The sequence below is a fragment of the Stenotrophomonas maltophilia group sp. Smal12 genome (genome assembly GCF_037079935.1).
Classification (GTDB): Bacteria; Pseudomonadota; Gammaproteobacteria; order Xanthomonadales; family Xanthomonadaceae; genus Stenotrophomonas; species Stenotrophomonas sepilia.
The window spans coordinates 47,634-66,690 of sequence record NZ_JBAWUK010000025.1; the positions used below are offsets into that span (position 1 = coordinate 47,634).

General features: G+C 67.2%; 15 protein-coding genes. 8 read left to right on the forward strand and 7 right to left on the reverse strand.

The window, feature by feature from the left end:
* Nucleotides 1–498: 498 nt before the first annotated feature.
* Nucleotides 499–1,407: a pyridoxal kinase gene (gene pdxY / locus WDC87_RS12475; protein WP_252744704.1), complete on the forward strand. Its 909-nt coding sequence runs from the start codon at nt 499–501 to the stop codon at nt 1,405–1,407.
* Complete coding sequence (locus tag WDC87_RS12480) at nt 1,404–2,528, forward strand: prephenate dehydrogenase (RefSeq protein WP_252744703.1); 1,125 nt, start codon at nt 1,404–1,406, stop codon at nt 2,526–2,528. The genes pdxY and WDC87_RS12480 overlap by 4 nt, the downstream gene beginning before the upstream one ends.
* 259 nt (nt 2,529–2,787) lie before the next feature.
* Here the strand turns inward: WDC87_RS12480 and WDC87_RS12485 are convergent, their stop codons facing one another.
* From WDC87_RS12485 to WDC87_RS12505, 5 genes are all read right to left on the reverse strand, one after another.
* Nucleotides 2,788–2,982, reverse strand: coding sequence for a hypothetical protein (locus WDC87_RS12485; protein WP_005416191.1), 195 nt, complete (start codon nt 2,980–2,982; stop codon nt 2,788–2,790).
* A 70-nt stretch (nt 2,983–3,052) separates the two neighbouring features.
* A complete protein-coding gene (locus WDC87_RS12490) occupies nt 3,053–4,825 on the reverse strand; it encodes an ABC transporter transmembrane domain-containing protein (protein WP_252744702.1) in 1,773 nt (590 codons plus the stop codon).
* Complete coding sequence (locus WDC87_RS12495) at nt 4,818–5,414, reverse strand: YigZ family protein (protein WP_252744701.1); 597 nt, start codon at nt 5,412–5,414, stop codon at nt 4,818–4,820. The genes WDC87_RS12490 and WDC87_RS12495 overlap by 8 nt, the downstream gene beginning before the upstream one ends.
* Before the next feature lie 40 nt (nt 5,415–5,454).
* On the reverse strand, nt 5,455–6,444 hold the full coding sequence (locus WDC87_RS12500) for a hypothetical protein (RefSeq protein WP_072168298.1): 990 nt from the start codon (nt 6,442–6,444) through the stop codon (nt 5,455–5,457).
* A complete protein-coding gene (locus WDC87_RS12505) occupies nt 6,441–6,959 on the reverse strand; it encodes an RNA polymerase sigma factor (RefSeq protein ID WP_229298559.1) in 519 nt (172 codons plus the stop codon). Before WDC87_RS12505 ends, WDC87_RS12500 begins: the two co-directional genes overlap by 4 nt.
* A 247-nt stretch (nt 6,960–7,206) precedes the next feature.
* Between WDC87_RS12505 and WDC87_RS12510 the strand changes: the two genes are divergently transcribed.
* Nucleotides 7,207–10,047 carry an EAL domain-containing protein gene (locus WDC87_RS12510; protein WP_088497659.1) on the forward strand — a complete coding sequence of 947 codons (2,841 nt, stop codon included), beginning with the start codon at nt 7,207–7,209 and terminating at the stop codon, nt 10,045–10,047.
* A gap of 19 nt (nt 10,048–10,066) precedes the next feature.
* Here WDC87_RS12510 and WDC87_RS12515 read toward each other — a convergent pair whose 3' ends face one another.
* Both WDC87_RS12515 and WDC87_RS12520 read right to left on the reverse strand, forming a co-directional pair.
* The gene (locus WDC87_RS12515; protein ID WP_005416197.1) at nt 10,067–10,660 is read right to left on the reverse strand and encodes a TIGR00730 family Rossman fold protein; all 594 of its coding nucleotides are present in this window, start codon (nt 10,658–10,660) and stop codon (nt 10,067–10,069) included.
* Between the two features lie 251 nt (nt 10,661–10,911).
* Nucleotides 10,912–12,408, reverse strand: a complete 1,497-nt coding sequence (locus WDC87_RS12520) for an aminotransferase class III-fold pyridoxal phosphate-dependent enzyme (RefSeq protein ID WP_252744700.1) — start codon at nt 12,406–12,408, stop codon at nt 10,912–10,914.
* Nucleotides 12,409–12,618: 210 nt separating this feature from the next.
* Between WDC87_RS12520 and queA the strand changes: the two genes are divergently transcribed.
* The 5 genes from queA (at nt 12,619) to secF (ending at nt 18,342) form a co-directional block, all read left to right on the forward strand.
* On the forward strand, nt 12,619–13,686 hold the full coding sequence (gene queA, locus WDC87_RS12525; protein ID WP_252744699.1) for a tRNA preQ1(34) S-adenosylmethionine ribosyltransferase-isomerase QueA: 1,068 nt from the start codon (nt 12,619–12,621) through the stop codon (nt 13,684–13,686).
* A 129-nt stretch (nt 13,687–13,815) separates the two neighbouring features.
* Nucleotides 13,816–14,946 carry a tRNA guanosine(34) transglycosylase Tgt gene (gene tgt / locus WDC87_RS12530; protein ID WP_014646826.1) on the forward strand — a complete coding sequence of 377 codons (1,131 nt, stop codon included), beginning with the start codon at nt 13,816–13,818 and terminating at the stop codon, nt 14,944–14,946.
* 137 nt (nt 14,947–15,083) lie between these two features.
* Nucleotides 15,084–15,428, forward strand: a complete 345-nt coding sequence (yajC, locus tag WDC87_RS12535) for a preprotein translocase subunit YajC (RefSeq protein WP_005416201.1) — start codon at nt 15,084–15,086, stop codon at nt 15,426–15,428.
* Between the two features lie 60 nt (nt 15,429–15,488).
* Entirely contained in the window at nt 15,489–17,345 is a 1,857-nt protein-coding gene (gene secD, locus WDC87_RS12540) for a protein translocase subunit SecD (protein WP_252744526.1), read from the forward strand.
* Between the two features lie 16 nt (nt 17,346–17,361).
* Nucleotides 17,362–18,342, forward strand: a complete 981-nt coding sequence (gene secF / locus WDC87_RS12545; RefSeq protein WP_049413603.1) for a protein translocase subunit SecF — start codon at nt 17,362–17,364, stop codon at nt 18,340–18,342.
* The last annotated feature ends 715 nt before the right edge of the window (nt 18,343–19,057 follow it).

Here is a 19,057-nt window from a genome sequence, read left to right on the forward strand (position 1 = left end):
CTATCCGTGGATTGGCGGGGTGGGTCCGGTTGCGGGGGACGCCGTGAATACGTCCCTGCAGGCTCGGTCGCGCCATCCATGCCGCTCACGCCCCCGCAACCCGACCCACCCCGCCTTCGACAGTTTCCTGCGATTTGTCGGTACGGTGTACTGGTCTGGTAGGTGTCGACCTTGGTCGACACCGTAGACCCATGGCATGCGTGGATGAATTCAATTGAATTCTGACAGATGTGTCTACCAAGGTCGACACCCACCAACAGCCGCAGTTACCAACAGCCGCGTGAACCTGTCGAAGGCGGGGCGGTGTCGGAGTGCGGGGTGTCAGCCGCATGGATGCGGCTGCCAAGCCTACAGGGACGTACTTGCGGCGTCCCCGCATTCCGACACCGCCCCGCTTCCCCACGGATAGCTCGCTTTTGCCGTTGCCGTTACTTGCAGCTTCGGCATGTGCAGGGCTGCAAGCCCTGCCGAAAACCCCCTTGGGCGTAGAATGCGACCATGAGCGAATCCCTTGATAACCACCTGGTCCACGGCCGCCGCCAGCGGCCCGACGGCCCGTCGCCGATCGATGTCATCTCGGTCCAGTCGCAACTTGTCTACGGCCACGCCGGCAACGGCGCTGCCGTACCGCCGATGCGCGCGCTGGGCGTGCGCGTGGCAAGCATTCCGACGGTGCTTCTCAGCAACGCGCCGTTCTACGACACCACGCGTGGCCGCGTGCTGCCGGCTGACTGGTTCGCCGACCTGCTGCTGGGCACCCACGAACGCGGCCTGCCGCAGCGGGCGAAGATGCTGGTCTCCGGCTACTTCGGCAGCACCGCCAACGGTGCCGCCTTCGCAGACTGGCTGGACGACATCCTGCCGGGCTGCCCGCAGCTGCGCTATTGCCTGGACCCGGTGATTGGCGACACGCACACCGGCCCCTACGTGGAACCCGGGCTGGAAGCGATCTTCGCCGAGCGCCTGCTGCCGCATGCCTGGCTGGTGACGCCCAACGCTTTCGAACTGAATCGCCTGACCGGCATGCCGGCGCTGGCCGAGGCCGATGCCCTCGCCGCCGCGCGCACGCTGCTGGATCGCGGCCCGCATTGGGTGATCGCGCACAGCGTGGGCGGCACCCCGGGTGAACTGGTGACCCTGGCCGTCGGCCGCGAGGAAACCTGGCGCTGGACCTCGCCGCTGCTGCCGGTGGACGTGGCCGGTACCGGCGATGTGCTGATGTCGCTGGTGGTGTCGTTCCTGCTGCGCGGCGAATCGATGCAGCAGGCGATTTCGCGTGCGATTGCCGGCACCCATGCGGCGCTGGAGGCGACCCTGGACAACGGCTTCGAGGAATTCGACGTGGTCGCCGCCGCGCCGGCGGCGCTGGCCGAAGGAATGCGCTTCCGCGCCGAACGCGTGGCATGAGCGGCCTGGACCCACGCACGCCGCGCACGGTCGGCATCATCGGCAGCGCTGGCGCCTACGGGCGCTGGCTGACCCGCTTCTTCCAGCAGCACCTGCAGCTGCAGGTGATCGGCCACGATCCGGCCGACCCAGGTTCGCACACGCCGGAACACCTGCTGGCGCAGGCCGATGTGCTGGTGTTCTCGGCACCGATCCGGCACACGCCGACGTTGATCGCCGAGTACGTGCGGCAATCGGCGGGCCGCGAGCAGGGCAGGCTGTGGCTGGATGTGACCTCGGTAAAGGAGGCGCCGGTGCAGGCGATGCTGGCCTCGCAGGCCGAAGTGGTTGGCCTGCACCCGATGACCGCACCACCGAAGGCGCCGACCCTGAAGGGGCGGGTGATGGTGGTCTGCGAAGCGCGGCTGCAGCTCTGGCAGGCGTGGGTCGATACGCTGTGCGCCGCGCTGCAGGCCGAGTGCGTGCGGGCCACGCCGCAGCACCACGACCAGATGATGGCGCTGGTGCAGGCGATGGTGCATGCCACCCATCTGGCCCAGGCCGGCGTGTTGCGCCAGTACCAGCCGCAGCTGGGCGATCTGGCTGCGATGATGCCGTACCGTTCGGCATCGTTCGAGCTGGATACGGCGATCATTTCGCGCATCCTGTCGCTCAACCCGGCGATCTACGAAGACATCCAGTTCGGCAACCCGTATGTGGCGCCGATGCTGGAGCGGCTGGTGGGCCAGCTGCAGGCCCTGCAGGCGCAGGTCGGGCAGGGGGACGACGGTGCACGTGATGCCTTCCGCGAGCAGCTCCTGTCGGCCAATCGCAGTGCTTTCGGTGAGCAGGCGCTGGCGGACGGCAACTATACGTTCGAACGCGTGGGCTATCTGCTGGCCGATCTGACCGAGCGCAACGCGCTGTCGGTGCACCTGCCGGAAGACCGGCCGGGCTCGCTGCGTGAGCTGCTGAATGTATTCGAGCAGCATCGCATCAGCCTGGCCTCGATCCATTCCTCACGTACGCCCGGCGGCGAAGTGCACTTCCGCATCGGGTTCATCGCCGGCAGTGATCCGGCCGCGATCACCCGGGCGGCTGCGGAAGTGGATGCCAGCGGCATCGGGCGGGTGCTCGGCTGACCACATTCATCCACAGGTGGTGTGGATGGATCCTGAGCAAATGTGTGGATAACCTCGCTCAGCCCTTGCTGGCAAAGGCTGTCAAGATACCTGGCGAAAAATTGGCCACGCTTCTTTGTTGGGTCGAGCCATGCTCGACTCCTTTTGGCGACAAGCGTGTCGACCCAGGTCGACACCTACCAGAGCGGAGGATGGAGATCCGGTAGCGCGAGCGCGGAGCAGCACGAATGCGGTAGCGCCGGGCCATGCCCGGCGAACCTCAAATCGTCAACCGCAGTTCACCACCACTGGTGGTGAACTCGCGTCCATTGCGCACCAGCTGGCGCCCGTCATCCAGCTCATAGCGCGGCGTGGCTTCGGAGTGGTGCCCGCTGCCGTTCGCCTCGGGCTTGAATTCGATGATGATGTGGCTTTCGCCATTACTGTCGACGGCGGGGAACTGACGGAACGACATCGCGTACCTCCTTCAGCGGATGCTGCGGGTGCGCGGCCAGCTTGGTCTTGCCGATGTTAGCCGGCCGTCATCAATCGATGAACTGCAGTCGTGCCAGTTCAGCGTACAGTCCGCCTTCGGCCAGCAGCTGCGCATGGGTACCTTCGGCGACGATACGGCCCTGGTCCATCACCACGATGCGGTCGGCCTTGAGCACGGTGGCCAGGCGGTGGGCGATGACCAGCGTGGTGCGACCGGCCATCAGCCGCTCAAGTGCCTGCTGCACGCCATGCTCGCTCTGCGCATCCAGCGCGCTGGTGGCTTCGTCCAGCAGCAGGATCGGCGCATTCTTCAGCAACGCGCGGGCGATCGCCACGCGCTGTTGCTGGCCACCGGACAGGCGCGCACCGCGTTCGCCCAGCTCACTGTCGTAGCCTTGCGGCAATGCCCGCAGGAAGCCATCGGCCTCTGCTGCACGTGCGGCGTCCTCGACCTCGGCGTCGCTGGCCTGCAGCCTGCCGTAGCGGATGTTGTCGCGTGCACTGGCTGCGAACAGCGTCGGCTGCTGCGGTACCAGTGCCAGCTGCGCGCGCAGCTCGGCCGGATCGACCTGGCGCACGTCGATGCCATCCACGCAGATGCGGCCGCTGGCCGGATCGTGGAAGCGCAGCAGCATCGACAGCACCGTGCTCTTGCCTGCGCCCGACGGGCCGACCAGGGCCACGGTCTCACCCGGGCGCACATGCAGATTGAAGTGGTCCAGCGCGGCCTGGTCCGGGCGCTGCGGGTAGTGGAACACCACGTCGTCGAACTGGATTTCGCCGCGTAGCGGTTGCGGCAGTGCGTGCGGCTGCGCCGGCGCACGGATCTCGATGTCTTCCTGCAGCAGCTCGCTGATACGGCCCATGCCACCGGCCGCACGCTGCAGCTCGTTCCACACTTCGGCCAGGGCGCCTACCGAGCCGCCGCCGATCAGCGCGTACAACACGAACTGGCCCAGCGTGCCGGCACTGAGGCGGCCGTCGATGACATCGTGCGCGCCCAGCCACAACACGCCAACGATGGCGCCAAATACCAGCAGGATGGCGCTGGCGGTAACCAGCGATTGCGCACCGATGCGCCGGCGTGCGGCACCGATGGCATCGCCCAGCGCCTTGTCAAAGCGCCGGCGCTCATAGGGCTCGCGCGCATGCGCCTGCACCGTGCGCACGGCGCCCAGCGTCTCGCTGGCCAGGCTGTTGGCATCGGCGATGCGGTCCTGGCTGCTGCGCGCAACCGTGCGCAGCTTGCGCGCGCCGATGATGATCGGCAGCACCGCCAGCGGGATGCCGAGCAGTGACCACGCGGCCAGCCGCGGGCTGGTGACGAACAGCATCGCCAGGCTGCCGACCACGGTGACGCTGCTGCGCAGGGCGACCGACATGGTCGAGCCGACCACGCTGCGCAGCAGTTCGCTGTCGGCGGTCAGGCGCGAGACCAGTTCGCCGCTGCGGCTGCGGTCGTGGAAACCGGCGCCGAGTTGGATCAGGTGTGCATACAGGCGGCTGCGCAGGTCGGCGACGACCTTCTCGCCCAGCAGCGACACGAAGAAGAACCGTGCGGCCGTCGCCAGTGCCAGCACCACCGCCACCAGCATCAGCAGGGCGAAGGCACGGTTGATCTGGCCACCGCTGGTGAAGCCGTGGTCGATCATCTGCTTCACGGCGGGGGGCAGGCTCAGCGTGGCGGCCGAAGAGACCGCCAGGGCCAGCAGCCAGGCGGTGAACAACCCGCTGTGGCGGCGCACGAACGGCCACAACGTCCGCAGGCTGCCGAGGCGGCGCAGCGGCGGGGTCGAGGCAGGGGCGTCGTCCTTGTCAGTCATCCTGGGTGTCGTCTTGTATGCGGATACGGTCACGGGTGGCGTCGCGCAGGCGGATTTTCAATGCATCGACCTGATCGGCCGGCAATTCGGCCCGCAGGCACACGCCGTTGGCATCGAACTGTTCATCGAGTCTCCCGGCGCCGAAGGCGGGCAGGGTGGCGTGCAGGATGCCCAGGTCCTCGAAGCCGGCCAGCAGCTGCAGCCGGGCCATCGCCACCAGGGGCAGGCGGGGGGCGGTGCGCAGGCACTCGGCGGCAGCGCCACCGTAGGCGCGCACCAGTCCACCGGCGCCCAGCTTGATGCCGCCGAACCAGCGCGTCACCACCACCATCACGCGGTCGCACCCCTGGCCATCGATCGCCGCCAGGATCGGTCGTCCGGCCGTTCCGGCGGGCTCGCCATCGTCGCTGGAGCGGTAGTCCTGGCCGTACCGGTAGGCCCAGCAGTTGTGGGTCGCGTCGGCTGCTGCAACCTGCTGCAGGATCGCCATGGCCGCTGCGGCGCTGTCGATCGGCGCAGCATGGGCGATGAAACGACTGTGTTTGACTTCCAGCGTGTGGCTGACAGGCTGGGCGAGGGTATCGAGCATTCCCGTTATTCTACGGGGTCGCCGGAGATCACGTTCTGCTTCAGTCGTCCAGCAACGGGCGCAGGTCGCGCGGCAGGCGGGCTTCCGGATACTGCTGGACGTAGCGCTCCAGGCTGGCGCGGGCCAGATCGCGCTGGCCGTCGTCGCGACGCGCGCGGATTTTCTGCAGCCACTGCCGGCGCGGCAGTCGCGCGTCTGCGTCCACCTCGGCCTGCACGGCATCCGCGCTCAGGCCCGCATCGCTGCCGCGGCGCATGACGCCCGGTGCGGAACGGCTGGGCGCCTCACGCTTCATCGAGGTGATCTCCACCCGATCCAGCGCCTGCGCCCGCTCGGCCTCGGTGGCATTGGCTGCCGGTGCCGCCGCCGTGCGTGCTTTCATTGCCCCGGACGCTGCTGGCGCGAATGCCGGTGCGGGTGCCGAGTAGGCGGTCGGTGCAGGTGGCGCGGGCGGTGCTGCAGCCGGAGCGGGCGGGAGCGTCGTAAAGGAGGTGTCGGCGGCCGCATCCGCAGCCATGGATCGTGCGGCCTGGGCCGGCACTTCAGCGGTCTTGGCCGGCGCAGGCTTGTGCGCACGCGCGATGGCCGGTGCCGGGGCAGCGGAAACAGGGGCGGACTCGGGTGCTGCCGGCGCAGCGGCTGGTTCCGCAACCGCCACTGCGCTGTGGGCCGAACCACTTCCAGCGGCCTGATCGGCAGTCGCGACGTCTTCTGCCGCAGCCGGTGCTGCGGCAACAGCAGTCTCGCCCGCCGGAACCGGCGGCGGTTCAGGACGCAGCTGCCAGGCGATGCCGATGGCGAACACCATCGAAGCGGCGATGCCGAACACCGCTGGCCAACGCGGGCCTGTGCGCTGCTTGCGCGGCGCCTCGGGAGAGGCGGCAACATCTGTACCCGGAGCGTCCACGGCGGCACGCGCCGCAGCCAGGATGGCGGCGTCCAGTGCGGCCGGTGGTGCCTGCTCGGCGCGACGGCCGAGCAGCCGGGCCAGCTCGCGTTCTTCCGGCGTCAGCGGTTCGTCTCGGTTCATGCGTTCAATCCCGCACGCAGCTTGTCCATCGCATAGCGCAGCCGCGATTTCACGGTTTCCCGGCCTACGCCGGTGATCTGGCCGATCTCCTCCAGGCTCAGTTCCTGATCCAGCCGCAATTGCAGCACTTCGCGCTGCTCTGGCGGCAATTGCTCCATCGCCAGCTGGATGCGGCGACGTTGTTCGAATTCGGAAAGTTCGGCTTCCGGGGTCTGCCCGTCCTCGATCGCGGCCAGGCGCAGGTCGGCGTCGGCCGGCGCGGCAGGGCGATGGCGGGCGGCGCGCCAATGGTCGTTCAGGCGGTTGTGGGCGATGCGGAACAGCCAGGTGCTGAACGCCGCTTCGGGCTGCCACCCGGCACGGGCGCTGATCACCCGCTGCCAGACGTCCTGGAAGATCTCCTCGGCCAGCGCGTTGTCGCGCAGTTGGCGCAGCAGGAAGCCGAACAGTCGTTTGCGATGGCGCGCATACAGGCTTTCGAACGCGTGCAGGTCGCCGCCGGCCCAGGCCAGCATCAAGGCTTCATCGGTTGGCAGTGCGCTGGCTTCCACGGCGTACAGGGTAAGGCCTGCAGGCGATGGCGCATAGCCGGTGGCAGGGGCGGGCAGGGCGAGGGTCATGGCTCGGAAGGGGCTGCGGACAGCAGGAAAAACGTACGGGCGCACGATTCGGGGTTTACGGGCTTCCATTGCCCCCCGGGTGGCGCGCTATGCTCGTCGGCTCAGGGGAGGCGACGCATAGACGGCGCCAAGAGATTGTCATTTGTCCACGCATGCTGAACCGGCGGAAGAGCCACCACACGAGGCCGTGCTGAGCACGGCGCTGGTGCGCGCGTTGCATGCGCTTTTGCCGGAAACGGCTGTGGTCCGCGTCGGCTGGGACGACCCGCAGCTCGGGCGGGGTCAGGACGGGTGGCCGGCCGATGGGGCGGCAGGCGCGTTCACTGCGCCGGGCATCGGCGACGGCTGCCATGGCTGGGAACATGACGGTGCACGCCTGCAGCTGTCGGTGGAAGGCGCCGTGCCTTCCGCGGCGTGGTGGGGGCTGGCCCGTCAGGCCATGGAACTGGCACTGCAGCGTGGCCGCCAGGCCGGGCAGATCAAGGCGCTGGAAGAGGCTGAACGGTTGCAGCAGGCGCTGTTCCAGATCGCCGATCTGGCCGGCGCCGATCTGGAGATGTCGGAGATGCTGCGTCACGTGCACGGCGTGCTCGGCACGCTGATGTATGCGGAGAACTGCTACATCGTTGAGTACGATGATGTGCGTGACCAGATCCGCTTCCTGTACTTCGCCGACCAGGTCGACGATTTCGTCGCCGACCCGTCGCAGAGCCATGACGCCGCCGAGATGCCGCGCAGCCTGACCGTCGCGCTGCTGCGCCACGGCAAGCCGCTCAGCGGACCCTCGCGCGAACTTCTGGCACGCGTGGTCGAGCAGGAGCACGACCCGCAGCGTGGCCCCGAGAGCCTGGACTGGCTGGGTGTGCCGATGCTGCGCGATGGCCGGGTATGCGGCGCAATCGTGGTGCAGAGCTATGAGCTGGCGGCCCGTTATGGCGAGGCCGAGCGGGCGTTGCTGGGCTTTGTCGCGCAGCACGTGCAGACTGCGATGGATCGGCGCCAGGCGCAGGTCCGGCTGGAGCAACAGGTGGAGCGGCGCACGCTGGAACTGCAGCGTGCCAACCGCAGCCTGCAGGATGAAGTGGCGGAGCGCCGGCGCGCCGAGCAACTGCAGACCGCGCTGTACAACATTGCCGAAATGGCGATGTCGGCCGACAGCCTGGCCCAGTTCTACGGGCAGGTGCATGGCGTGGTCGGGCGCCTGCTCGATGCGCGCAACTTCTATATCGCGCTGGTGAACGGAAGCGGCAACGGCCTGGACTTCGTCTATTCGGTGGACGAGCACAATGCCAGCCGTGCACCTCGTCCGTTCAGTCGCGGCCTGACCGAATACGTGGTGCGCAACCGGCGGCCCCTACTGGCCTCACGCGCCCAGATCGATGCGCTGCTGGCCAGTGGCGAGGTGCGTGAATCCGGCGCGCGCTCGCATTGCTGGCTGGGCGTGCCGCTGCTGCGCGATGACGAGGTGGTCGGTGCGATCGTGGTGCAGAGTTACAGCGAGAACAGTACGTTCAGCGTGCACGATCAGCGGCTGCTGACGTTCGTTGCGCAGAACATCGGAACCGGGTTGGCGCGCCAGCGCGACCAGCAACGGCTGCGTTTGGCGCATGCCGAACTTGAAAAGCGCGTGGATGAACGCACGCGTGAGCTGGCCGAGGTCAACGAGAAGTTGCTCGGCCAGATCGGCGAGCGCCTGCGGGCCGAGCAACGCCTGACCCATCAGGCCATGCACGATGCGCTGACCGGCCTGCCCAACCGGCTGCACCTGCTCGATCGCCTGCAGGATGCGCTGGCGCTGGCCAAGCGCGAGGGTGGGCCGGTGTTCGCCGTGCTGTTCCTCGACCTGGATCGCTTCAAGCTGGTCAACGACAGCATCGGCCACGCCGCGGGTGACCGCATGCTGGTGGAGGTCGCCAAGCGCATCGTATCGATGGCCGGCGCCGATGACGTGGTGGCACGGCTGGGCGGTGATGAATTCGCGGTGCTGCTGCAATGCCCGCAGGGCCTGGCACAGGCGCTGGATTTCGGCCAGCGCTTGTTGCTGGCATTGCAGGAATCGATATGGATCGCCGGCCGCGAGCTGTTCCCGTCCGGCAGCCTGGGTATCGCGTTGTGGAATCCGCGCTACCGTACCGGCGAGGAACTGCTGCGTGATGCGGATGCGGCGATGTACCGGGCCAAGGCACAGGGCCATGACCGCTGCGCGATCTTCGACGAGGACATGCGTGAACAGGCCATGCGCAGCCTCGACCTGGAAGCCGATCTGCGCCGCGCGATCAACAACCGTGATTTCGTTCCGTTCTTCCAGCCGATCGTGCGCCTGTCCGATGGCGAAGTGGTGGGACATGAGGCATTGCTCCGCTGGCAGCACGAGCGTCGTGGCCTGCTGTTGCCCGGCGCGTTCCTGGAGCTGGGAGAAGAAAGTGGCCTGATCGAACAGGTCGACTGGCTGATCTACGAGCAGGTCATCGCGCGCCTGGCCGAAGGTGGGCAGAGCTATGTCTCGGTGAACGTTTCGCCGCGCCATTTCCGCTCGGCCGAGTTCAGCGACCGCCTGTTCGGCCTGCTCGACGCGTGTGGCGCCGATCCGCGCCGGCTGCGGCTGGAGATTACCGAGGTCGCGCTGCTGGACGATGCGCCGCACACGCTGCGCATCCTGCAGGGCCTGCGCGAGCGTGGCATCCAGGTGCAGCTGGACGACTTTGGTACCGGCTTCTCTGCGCTGTCCTACCTGCACCGATTCCCGATCAGTACATTGAAGATCGACCAGAGTTTCATCGCCGGCCTGCACGGGCCGGAAGTGCAGAGCACGCGCGCGCTGGTCGAAGGCGTGCTGTCACTGGCCCGCACTCTGGGCATCGAAACCATTGGCGAAGGCATCGAGACCGAGGCGCAGCGGCAGACACTGCGCGAACTCGGTTGCGACTATGGCCAGGGCTACCTGCTGGGCCGTCCCGCACCGTGGGCGCGGACGCTGGCGTGAGCCACCGCGACGGTTCACTTCAGCGCAGAGCCGAGCGACGTTTCTCGTCGATCCACTTCGAGGCCTGCGCCGGCTGGTAGTTCTGCATCCACACCAGCATTTCCTCGATGTCCGAGCCGTACCAGAGGTCCTGGCGCTGGTCCGGATGCAGGAAACGCTCTTCCACCATGCGGTCGATCATGCCGATCAGCGGCGCGTAGAAACCTTCCACATCGAGGAACGCGCACGGCTTGTTGCCGATGCCCAGCTGGCGCCAGGTCAGCATCTCGAAGATCTCTTCCATGGTGCCGAAGCCACCGGGCAGGGCAACGAAGCCATCGGCGAGGTCGAACATGCGCGACTTGCGCTCATGCATCGAGCCGACGATCTCCAGTTCGGTCAGGCCGCGGTGGGCCACTTCCCAGTCGGCCAGCTGGCGCGGGATCACGCCGGTCACCTCGCCGCCAGCGGCGAGCACGGCGTTGGCCACGGTGCCCATCAGGCCAACGTTGCCGCCGCCATACACCAGGCGCAGGCCATCGCGGGCGATGCGATCACCCAGGGCAATGGCGCGTTCGGTGTAGGCCGGCTTGCTGCCAGCGTTGGAACCACAGTACACACAGATCGATTTCATGGATCTTCTGTCTCTTGACCGGAAACGAAAACGCCCCGTCACCGACCGCAAGGCGGTCAGAGACGGGGTGCCCTTGGATTATGAGCCCTTCTGTAGAGCCGAGCCATGCTCGGCTGCTCTTCGTTCAGATCGCGGCAAAGGCCAGCCGAGCAAGGGCTATGCCGGTCGTCCTGGCCGGCACCCTTCGGGCCGTCGCCAGCGACGTTGGCAGCGGCTCCTGCCGCTGCCTTTGGCTCTACGCAAGCGGCGGCTTACGCCGCCGCAGCCTGCTCGCGGCGCGGGCCTTCACGCAGGGCGCGGCCGACCATGCCCACCAGCAGGTCCAGCTCCTCGCTGTCCATGCCGAAGTGCGGGGTGAAGCGCAGCGAGTTTTCGCCGCCATGGATCACGTTGATGCCGTGCTGGCGCAGCCATTCCTCGGTGGAGTTGGCGCCGTAGCACTTGAACTGCGGGGCCAGCTCGCAGGAGAACAGCAGCCCGGTGCCCTGCACCTTGGTGATCAGCCCGCCCAGCTCGTTCTTCAGCTGTTCCAGCTTGCGCACGGCCTCGGCACCACGTTCGGCGATGTTGGCGCGTACCTGTGGGGTCAGCTGGGCCAGGGTGGCGCAGGCCACGTCCAGCGCACGCGGATTGCTGGTCATGGTGTTGCCGTAGATGCCCTTGCGGTACAGCTGCGCGGCGTGCTCGGTCACCGCCAGCACCGACAGCGGGTACTGCGCGGCGTTGAGCGCCTTGGAGTAGGTCTCCATGTCCGGCGGGTCAAGCCCTTCGAAGCCCGGGTAGTCGACCACCGACAGCACGCCATGCGCACGCAGGCCGGCCTGGATCGAGTCCAGCAGCAGCAGGCTGCCGTGTGCACGCGTCAGCTCACGGGCAACGGCATAGAACGACGGCGGCACCGAACGGCCCGGGTCACCTTCGCCCATCACCGGTTCGAGGAACACCGCTTCGATGAACCACTGGTTGCGCGCGGCATCCTCGAACACCTTGCGCAGGCCGGCCTCATCGTACGGCGCCACGGTGATCACCGAGTCCTCGCCCCGGTAGCTGGCCAGGTGCTGAATGTAGCTCTTGCGGCTGGAATCCGAATAGAGGGCAGGGCGGTCGGTACGGCCATGGAAGCTGCCCTTGACCACCACGCGCTTGATCGCAGCGCCGGCGTGACGTGCACCCGGATCGGTCTGCAGCTTGGCGTTGACGTCGGCGATGCGCGCGGCCAGGCCGACGGCTTCGGAGCCGGAATTCAGGCACATGAAACGGGCGAACGGGCAGCCGCCACGGCGGTGGCCGATCTCGGCGCGCAGGGCGGTGATGAAGCGCTGCTGCGACAGGCTGGGGGTCATGATGTTGGCCATCACCTGTGGGCGCGCCATGGCTTCCAGCACGGCGTCCGGGGTGTGCCCGAAGCCGAGCATGCCGTAGCCGCCGGCGTCGTACAGCACGGCGCCCTTCAGGGTGACCACCCATGGGCCGCGCGCGGCCAGCGCCACGTAGGGGGTTACCGCGTCATCGGCATAGAAATTGACGAATCCGTCCTGCATCGCGTCGATCTGTGCCTGTTCGTCCTGCGCCAGCAGCGGCCCCAGGTCGGCCTGCACGCGCGCGAATTCCTCGGCGGCGGCGTCCACTGCGGCGATCAGCTGCGGGTGGTTGGCGGACAGGGCGGTCAGGGTGGCATCGTCCAGGCCGGTGGTGAGGCGGGTGCCGGGCTGGTTGCGCAGGGGGGCGAGGCGTTCGATGAAGCTCATTGCAGATCTCCTGAAACAATGGGTCGCACGGGCCATCAAAAGCAAAACGCGCGTCATCACGCGCGCTTGGGGCAGGCTCTTGCAGCGGACTTCCGGTTCGATGCTAGCACTTGTTTTTTTGCGCGATAACCCCGCAGAAACCTGCTGCATAGCAGCATTTTGCGCGACGTTCGCCGCGAAGTGCGCCGGCTCGCAGACGCTGGACGTACAATGCGCGCCATTGTCGACCTGTTGCCGCCCACCGCCTTGAAGAAGTCCGATTTCCATTACGACCTGCCGGCTGAACTGATCGCGCAGGCTCCCCTGGCCGAACGTTCCGCCAGCCGCCTGCTGGTGGTACCGCCGGCGCCCGGTGCCTTCACCGACCTGCAGGTGCGCGACCTGCCGTCGCTGCTGCAGCCGGGCGACCTGCTGGTGTTCAACGACACCCGCGTGATTCCGGCGCGCCTGTTCGGGCAGAAGGCCAGCGGCGGCCGCGTGGAGATCCTGATCGAGCGCCTGCTCGGCGCTCAGCAGGCGCGTGCGCAGGTCGGCGCCAGCAAGTCGCCGAAGGCCGGCAGCCGCATCGCGCTGGATGCCGGTGGCGAAGCCGAGGTGCTGGGCCGCGATGGCGAGTTCTACGTGCTGCAGTTCCATGTGCCGGAGTCGCTGGAGCAGTGGCTGCTGCATGCCGGCCGCCTGCCGTTGCCGCCCTACATCCAGCGCGAACCGGGCGTGGACGACCGCGAGCGCTACCAGACCGTGTTCGCGCGCGAAGTGGGCGCGGTGGCGGCGCCGACCGCCGGCCTGCATTTCGACGAGCCACTGCTGGCGGCGCTGAAGGACAAGGGCGTGGAGTTCGGCCACGTCACCCTGCACGTGGGCGCGGGCACCTTCCAGCCGGTACGCGCCGATGACCTGAAGGACCACGTGATGCACCGCGAGTGGCTGAACGTCGGCGCCGAACTGGTGCAGCAGGTGCGGCGCACGCGCGCCGCCGGCGGCCGGGTGATCGGCGTCGGCACCACCGTGGTGCGCGCGCTGGAAAGCGCGATGCGCGATGGCGAACTGCTGCCGTTCGCCGGCGAGACCCAGATCTTCATCACCCCGGGCTACCGCATACGCAGCGTCGACGCGATGGTGACCAATTTCCACCTGCCCGAAAGCACGCTGCTGATGATGATCTCGGCGTTTGCAGGCAAGGACCGCGTGTTCGAGGCCTACCAGCACGCGATCGAGCAGCGCTACCGCTTCTTCAGCTACGGCGACGCGATGCTGCTGTTCCCGCAGGCGGGCTGAGCAGGCAGGGCACCTTGGAAGGGCAGAGCGCCTGGGAAGCCGGGGTACTTATGGGTGCGTGGGTGCGCACCTTGGTGCGTACGCCTTCTTGGGAGACAATAGACAACTATTTGCCCGAATGACCGCTCCATGTCCCGACTGCAGTTCCAGCTCCAGACCCGCGACGGCCGTGCCCGCCGCGGCCGCCTGACCTTCCCGCGTGGCACGGTGGAAACGCCGGCCTTCATGCCGGTGGGGACCTATGGCTCGGTCAAGGGCATCCTGCCGGACCAGGTGCGGGCGCTGGGCGCCGAGATCATCCTCGGCAACACCTTCCACCTGTACCTGCGCCCGGGCCTGGACATCATCGCCGACCACGGCGGGCTGCACGGCTTCTGCCGCTGGGATGGCCCGATCCTGACCGACTCCGGTGGTTTCCAGGTGTTCTCGCTGGCCCATCGACGCAAGATCACCGAGCAGGGCGTGACCTTTGCCTCGCCCACCGACGGCGCCCGCGTGTTCCTCGGTCCCGAGGAGAGCATGAAGATCCAGAAGGTGCTCGATTCGGACATCGTGATGATCTTCGACGAGTGCACCCCATACCCGGCCACCGAAGACGTTGCCCGCCGTTCCATGGAGCTTAGCCTGCGCTGGGCCCAGCGCAGCCGCAACGCGCATGACGAGCTGGGCAACGACGCGGCCTTGTTCGGCATCGTCCAGGGGGGCGTGCACACCGACCTGCGCAGCCGCTCGGCCGACGCCCTGCAGGCGATCGGCTTCGACGGCTACGCCATCGGCGGCCTGGCCGTGGGCGAGCCGGAGCACGAGCGCAATGCCATGCTCGACCACCTGGATCCGGAGCTGCCGGGCGACCGCCCGCGTTACCTGATGGGCGTGGGCCGGCCGGAGGACCTGGTCGAGGGCGTGGCGCGCGGCGTGGACATGTTCGACTGCGTGATGCCGACCCGTAATGCGCGCAACGGCCACTATTTCACCTCGTTCGGCACCGTTCGCATCCGCAATTCCCAGTACGCGCGGGACATGGACCCGATCGAGCCGGGCTGCGGCTGCGTGGCCTGCACCGGCGGTTACACCCGGTCCTACCTGCGCCACTTGGACCGCTGCAACGAGATGCTGGCGCCGATGCTGGGCACCCTGCACAACCTGTTCTATTACGAAAAGCTCATGGCCGACATCCGTGCCGCGATCGAGGCGGGAACCTTCCTGGCCTTCCGCGAGTCCTTCTACGCGGCACGCGGAGCGGTGGCCCCGCCGCTGTAACCCCGACGCCCCCCCCTGCCGAACGGCCCAAGGACGAACGCCCGGGGCCGTGGCATACTTCAAGGCTGACCCAGATCCGCGGTCGACACCCCCGCCCCCTCAAGGGACGGGAGCGCCGCCCAACCAAAGGACCAACGATGAACCTGCTTGCTTTCCTGATTCCCGCCGCCCACGCCCAGGCCGCCGGCGGCCAACCGCAGGGCATGGGCCTGACCACGCTGCTGTTCCCGATCATCCTGATCGCCATCATGTACTTCCTGATGATCCGCCCGCAGATGAAGCGGCAGAAGGAGCACAAGGCCATGCTGGAGAAGATCAAGCGCGGCGATGAAGTGCTGACCAACGGCGGCATCGCCGGCAAGGTCACCGACATTGGCGACCACTTCATCACCGTCGAAGTGGCCGACAACGTGCGCATCCGCGTGCAGAAGGGCGCTGTCGGCAGCGTGCTGCCGACCGGCACCCTGGATTCGGCCAAGTAAGCCACTCCCTTTCCGAAGCACAACCGCGGCGCCGGGGTGGCGCCGCGCGGGACCCAAGCAATGCTCGAATTTCCACGCTGGAAGTACGTCGTCATCCTGATCGTACTGGCGCTCAGCGCGCTGTATGCGCTGCCCAACATCTACCAGAAGGACCCGGCCATCCAGATCACCGCCAACCGTGGCGGGCAGATCGACGATGCACTGCGCGACCGTGTGCTGGCCGACCTGAAAAAGGCCGGCATCGCCACCATCGGTGCCGAAAAGGAAGGGGAAAGCCTGATCGTCCGCCTGTCGGACCTGAAGTCGCAGTCCGCTGCCAGCGACGTCCTGCGTGACACCGTCGGCGAGAAGTACACCGTGGCGCTGAACCTGGCTTCGACCGTGCCCGACTGGCTGGCCAACCTCGGCGGTCGCCCGATGGTGCTGGGCCTGGACCTGCAGGGCGGCGTGCATTTCGTGCTGCAGGTCGACCAGAAGGCTGCCCTCGACAAGCGCCTGGATGCCTATACCGAAGACGTGCGCAGCACCCTGCGTGACGCGCGCATCGCCTACCAGTCGGTGGAACGCCGCGCCGATAACAGCATCGTGGCCAACCTGAGCCCATCCGCCGGCGATGACGCCGCGCAGCGCGCCCGCGCCGCGCTGGTCAAGGCGCAGCCGACCCTCGGCTATGACGTCAGCGGCAACCGCATCACGGTCACCGTGCCGGAGACCGAGATCACGCAGATCGCCAACGGCGCCATCGAGCAGAACATCAACACCCTGCGCAACCGCGTGAACCAGCTCGGCGTGGCCGAGCCGATCATCCAGCGCCAGGGTGCCGACCGTGTGGTCGTGCAGCTGCCGGGCGTGCAGGACACCGCCGAAGCCAAGCGCATGATCGGTGCCACCGCCACCCTGGAGTACCGTGCGGTGGTTGAAGGCAATGCGCAGGACGCCATCAACTCCGGCCGCATTCCGCCGGAAGCGAAGGTCTACCAGCAGCGTGACGGCCGCGGCCCGATCCTGCTGAACAAGCGCGTGATCGTCACCGGCGACCAGATGGTCGGTGCGCAGGCGGTGACCGATTCGAACAGCGGCTCGCCGGCCGTCAGCGTGACGCTGAACAACGTCGGTGGCCAGCGCATGTTCGACTTCACCAGCGCCAACGTGAACAAGCCGATGGCGGTGGTCTACACCGAGCGCGTGCCAACCGTAACCGTCGTCGACGGCCAGGAATTGCGTGGCTTCAAGGTCAACGAGGAAGTGATCTCGGTGGCCAACATCAACGGCGTGTTCGGCAAGAACTTCCAGACCACCGGCCTGCAGAAGAAGGAAGCCGAAGACCTGGCCAAGCTGCTGAAGTCGGGTTCGCTGGCTGCGCCGATGGACTTCGTCGAGGAGCGCGTGGTCGGCCCGAGCCTCGGCGCCGAGAACGTCAAGAACGGCATGCGCGCGGTGGTGTTCGCGTTCCTGTTCACCCTGGTGTTCTTCAGCGTGTACTACCGCATGTTCGGTGTGATCACCTCGGCAGCGATGCTGTTCAACCTGCTGATCGTAGTGGCGGTGATGTCGCTGTTCGGTGCCACCATGACCCTGCCGGGCTTTGCCGGCCTGGCGTTGTCGGTCGGCCTGTCGGTGGACGCCAACGTGCTGATCAACGAGCGTATCCGTGAAGAGCTGCGAGCCGGCGTGCCGGGCAAGACGGCGATCGTGACCGGTTACGAGCGTGCCTCGGGCACCATCCTCGACGCCAACCTGACCGGCCTGATCGTCGGTGTGGCGCTGTTTGCATTCGGTACCGGTCCGCTGAAGGGCTTCGCGCTGACCATGATCATCGGTATTTTCGCCTCCATGTTCACCGCGATCACCGTGTCGCGTGCGCTGGCGACGCTGATCTACGGCCGCCGCAAGAAGCTCCAGAACGTGGCCATCTGACGGGACGACACGCACAATGAAACTGTTTCCGCTGCACATCCTCCCGAACGACACCAAGATCGACTTCATGCGCTGGCGCCATGTCGCCATGGCAGTCACCATCGTGGTGTTCCTGGCCTCGGTCGCCATCATCGGCATCAAAGGCTTCAACTACGCACTGGACTTCACCGGCGGCACCCTGATCGAAGCCCGCTTCGACAAGGCGGTGGATGTTGAGCAGGTCCGCACCAAGCTCGAGCAGAGTGGCTTCGAAGGCGCCCAGGTGCAGAGCGTCGGTGGCAACACCGACCTGCTGATCCGCCTGGCCCCGCACGGCGAGCATGCTCCGGGTACCGGCGATGCCGCCCACGAGGACAAGGCCACGGCCGCTGCCGTGGTGAAGGCGTTGTCCACTGCCGACAATCAGGCCACCGTGCTCCGCAACGAGTTCGTGGGCCCGCAGATTGGCAAGGACCTGGCGATGAATGGCCTGTATGCCACCATCTTCATGCTGGCCGGCTTCCTGATCTACATCGCGGTGCGCTTCGAGTGGAAGTTCGCGGTCACCGCCAGCATCGTGGCGATGTTCGACCTGATCGTGACGGTCGCTTACGTGTCCCTGCTGGGCCGTGAGTTCGACCTGACCGTGCTGGCCGGCCTGCTGTCGGTGATGGGCTTTGCGATCAACGACATCATCGTGGTCTTCGACCGCGTTCGTGAGAACTTCCGCAGCCTGCGCGTGGACTCGATGGAAGTGCTGAACCGTTCAATCAACCAGACGCTGTCGCGTACGGTGATCACTGCCGTGATGTTCTTCCTGTCGGCGCTTGCCCTGTACCTGTACGGTGGCAGCTCGATGGAAGGGCTGGCCGAGACGCACATGATCGGCGCGGTGATCGTGGTGCTGTCCTCGATCCTGGTGGCGGTGCCGATGCTGACGATTGGTGTGCTGCGCGTGAGCAAGCAGGACCTGCTGCCGAAGGCGAAGGACGTCGAGGCCCTGGCCCGTCGCCCGTAAGCGTTCGCGCTGCACGCAACACACAGAGAACCCCGCGCAAGCGGGGTTTTTTGTTTGCAGGGCTTGCAGCCCTGCACCCGCGGTAGTGCCGGGCCCGGGCCGGCAACACCAACACCGTGTATTTTTGTCTTATAAAAATATTACCCTGCCGCCCAATAGAGAGGTGTATATCTAGGTGGTGGGCGTTTCATTAAAAAAAGGGGGGGGGGGGGGGGGGGGGGGGGGGGGGGGGGGGGGGGGGGGGGGGGGGGGGGGGGGGGGGGGGGGGGGGCCCCCCCCCCCCCGGCCCCCCCCCCCCCCCCCCCCCCCCACCGCCCCACCTCTGACAGATTCCGGCGGCTGTTGGTAGGTGTCGACCTTGGTCGACACATCTGTCAGATATCGAATGAGTCATCCACGCATGGCGTGGATCTACTGTGTCGACCAAGGTTGACACCCACCAGAACAGAATGCCGTTCCGACAGATCGCAGAGAACTGTCGAAGGCGGGGCGGGTCCGGTTGAGGGGGGCGTGAGCCGCATGGGCCCGAGGCATGCCTCGGGCGGGTTGGGCAGGACGCCCAACCCCGGTCTTGCCGTGTGCGCAGGACAGCGCACACGAGCAAGCGGCGACCGAGCTTACATGGGTGAGGGCGCTTTGCTTGCGAAGCACTGCTTCGCAAGCGCCCGAACGCACAGCCGCCAGCGGCTGGGCCGGGCCCCGGAGGGGGACTTGC

Excerpts from the sequence above, each read along its gene's own strand:
- pdxY (WP_252744704.1), top strand. The coding sequence starts at position 499 with ATGAGCGAATCCCTTGATAACCACCTGGTCCACGGCCGCCGCCAGCGG.
- WDC87_RS12480 (WP_252744703.1), top strand. The coding sequence starts at position 1,404 with ATGAGCGGCCTGGACCCACGCACGCCGCGCACGGTCGGCATCATCGGC.
- WDC87_RS12485 (WP_005416191.1), bottom strand. The coding sequence starts at position 2,982 with ATGTCGTTCCGTCAGTTCCCCGCCGTCGACAGTAATGGCGAAAGCCAC.
- WDC87_RS12490 (WP_252744702.1), bottom strand. The coding sequence starts at position 4,825 with ATGACTGACAAGGACGACGCCCCTGCCTCGACCCCGCCGCTGCGCCGC.
- WDC87_RS12495 (WP_252744701.1), bottom strand. The coding sequence starts at position 5,414 with ATGCTCGATACCCTCGCCCAGCCTGTCAGCCACACGCTGGAAGTCAAA.
- WDC87_RS12500 (WP_072168298.1), bottom strand. The coding sequence starts at position 6,444 with ATGAACCGAGACGAACCGCTGACGCCGGAAGAACGCGAGCTGGCCCGG.
- WDC87_RS12505 (WP_229298559.1), bottom strand. The coding sequence starts at position 6,959 with ATGCTGGCCTGGGCCGGCGGCGACCTGCACGCGTTCGAAAGCCTGTAT.
- WDC87_RS12515 (WP_005416197.1), bottom strand. The coding sequence starts at position 10,660 with ATGAAATCGATCTGTGTGTACTGTGGTTCCAACGCTGGCAGCAAGCCG.
- WDC87_RS12520 (WP_252744700.1), bottom strand. The coding sequence starts at position 12,408 with ATGAGCTTCATCGAACGCCTCGCCCCCCTGCGCAACCAGCCCGGCACC.
- queA (WP_252744699.1), top strand. The coding sequence starts at position 12,619 with ATGCGCGCCATTGTCGACCTGTTGCCGCCCACCGCCTTGAAGAAGTCC.
- tgt (WP_014646826.1), top strand. The coding sequence starts at position 13,816 with ATGTCCCGACTGCAGTTCCAGCTCCAGACCCGCGACGGCCGTGCCCGC.
- yajC (WP_005416201.1), top strand. The coding sequence starts at position 15,084 with ATGAACCTGCTTGCTTTCCTGATTCCCGCCGCCCACGCCCAGGCCGCC.
- secD (WP_252744526.1), top strand. The coding sequence starts at position 15,489 with ATGCTCGAATTTCCACGCTGGAAGTACGTCGTCATCCTGATCGTACTG.
- secF (WP_049413603.1), top strand. The coding sequence starts at position 17,362 with ATGAAACTGTTTCCGCTGCACATCCTCCCGAACGACACCAAGATCGAC.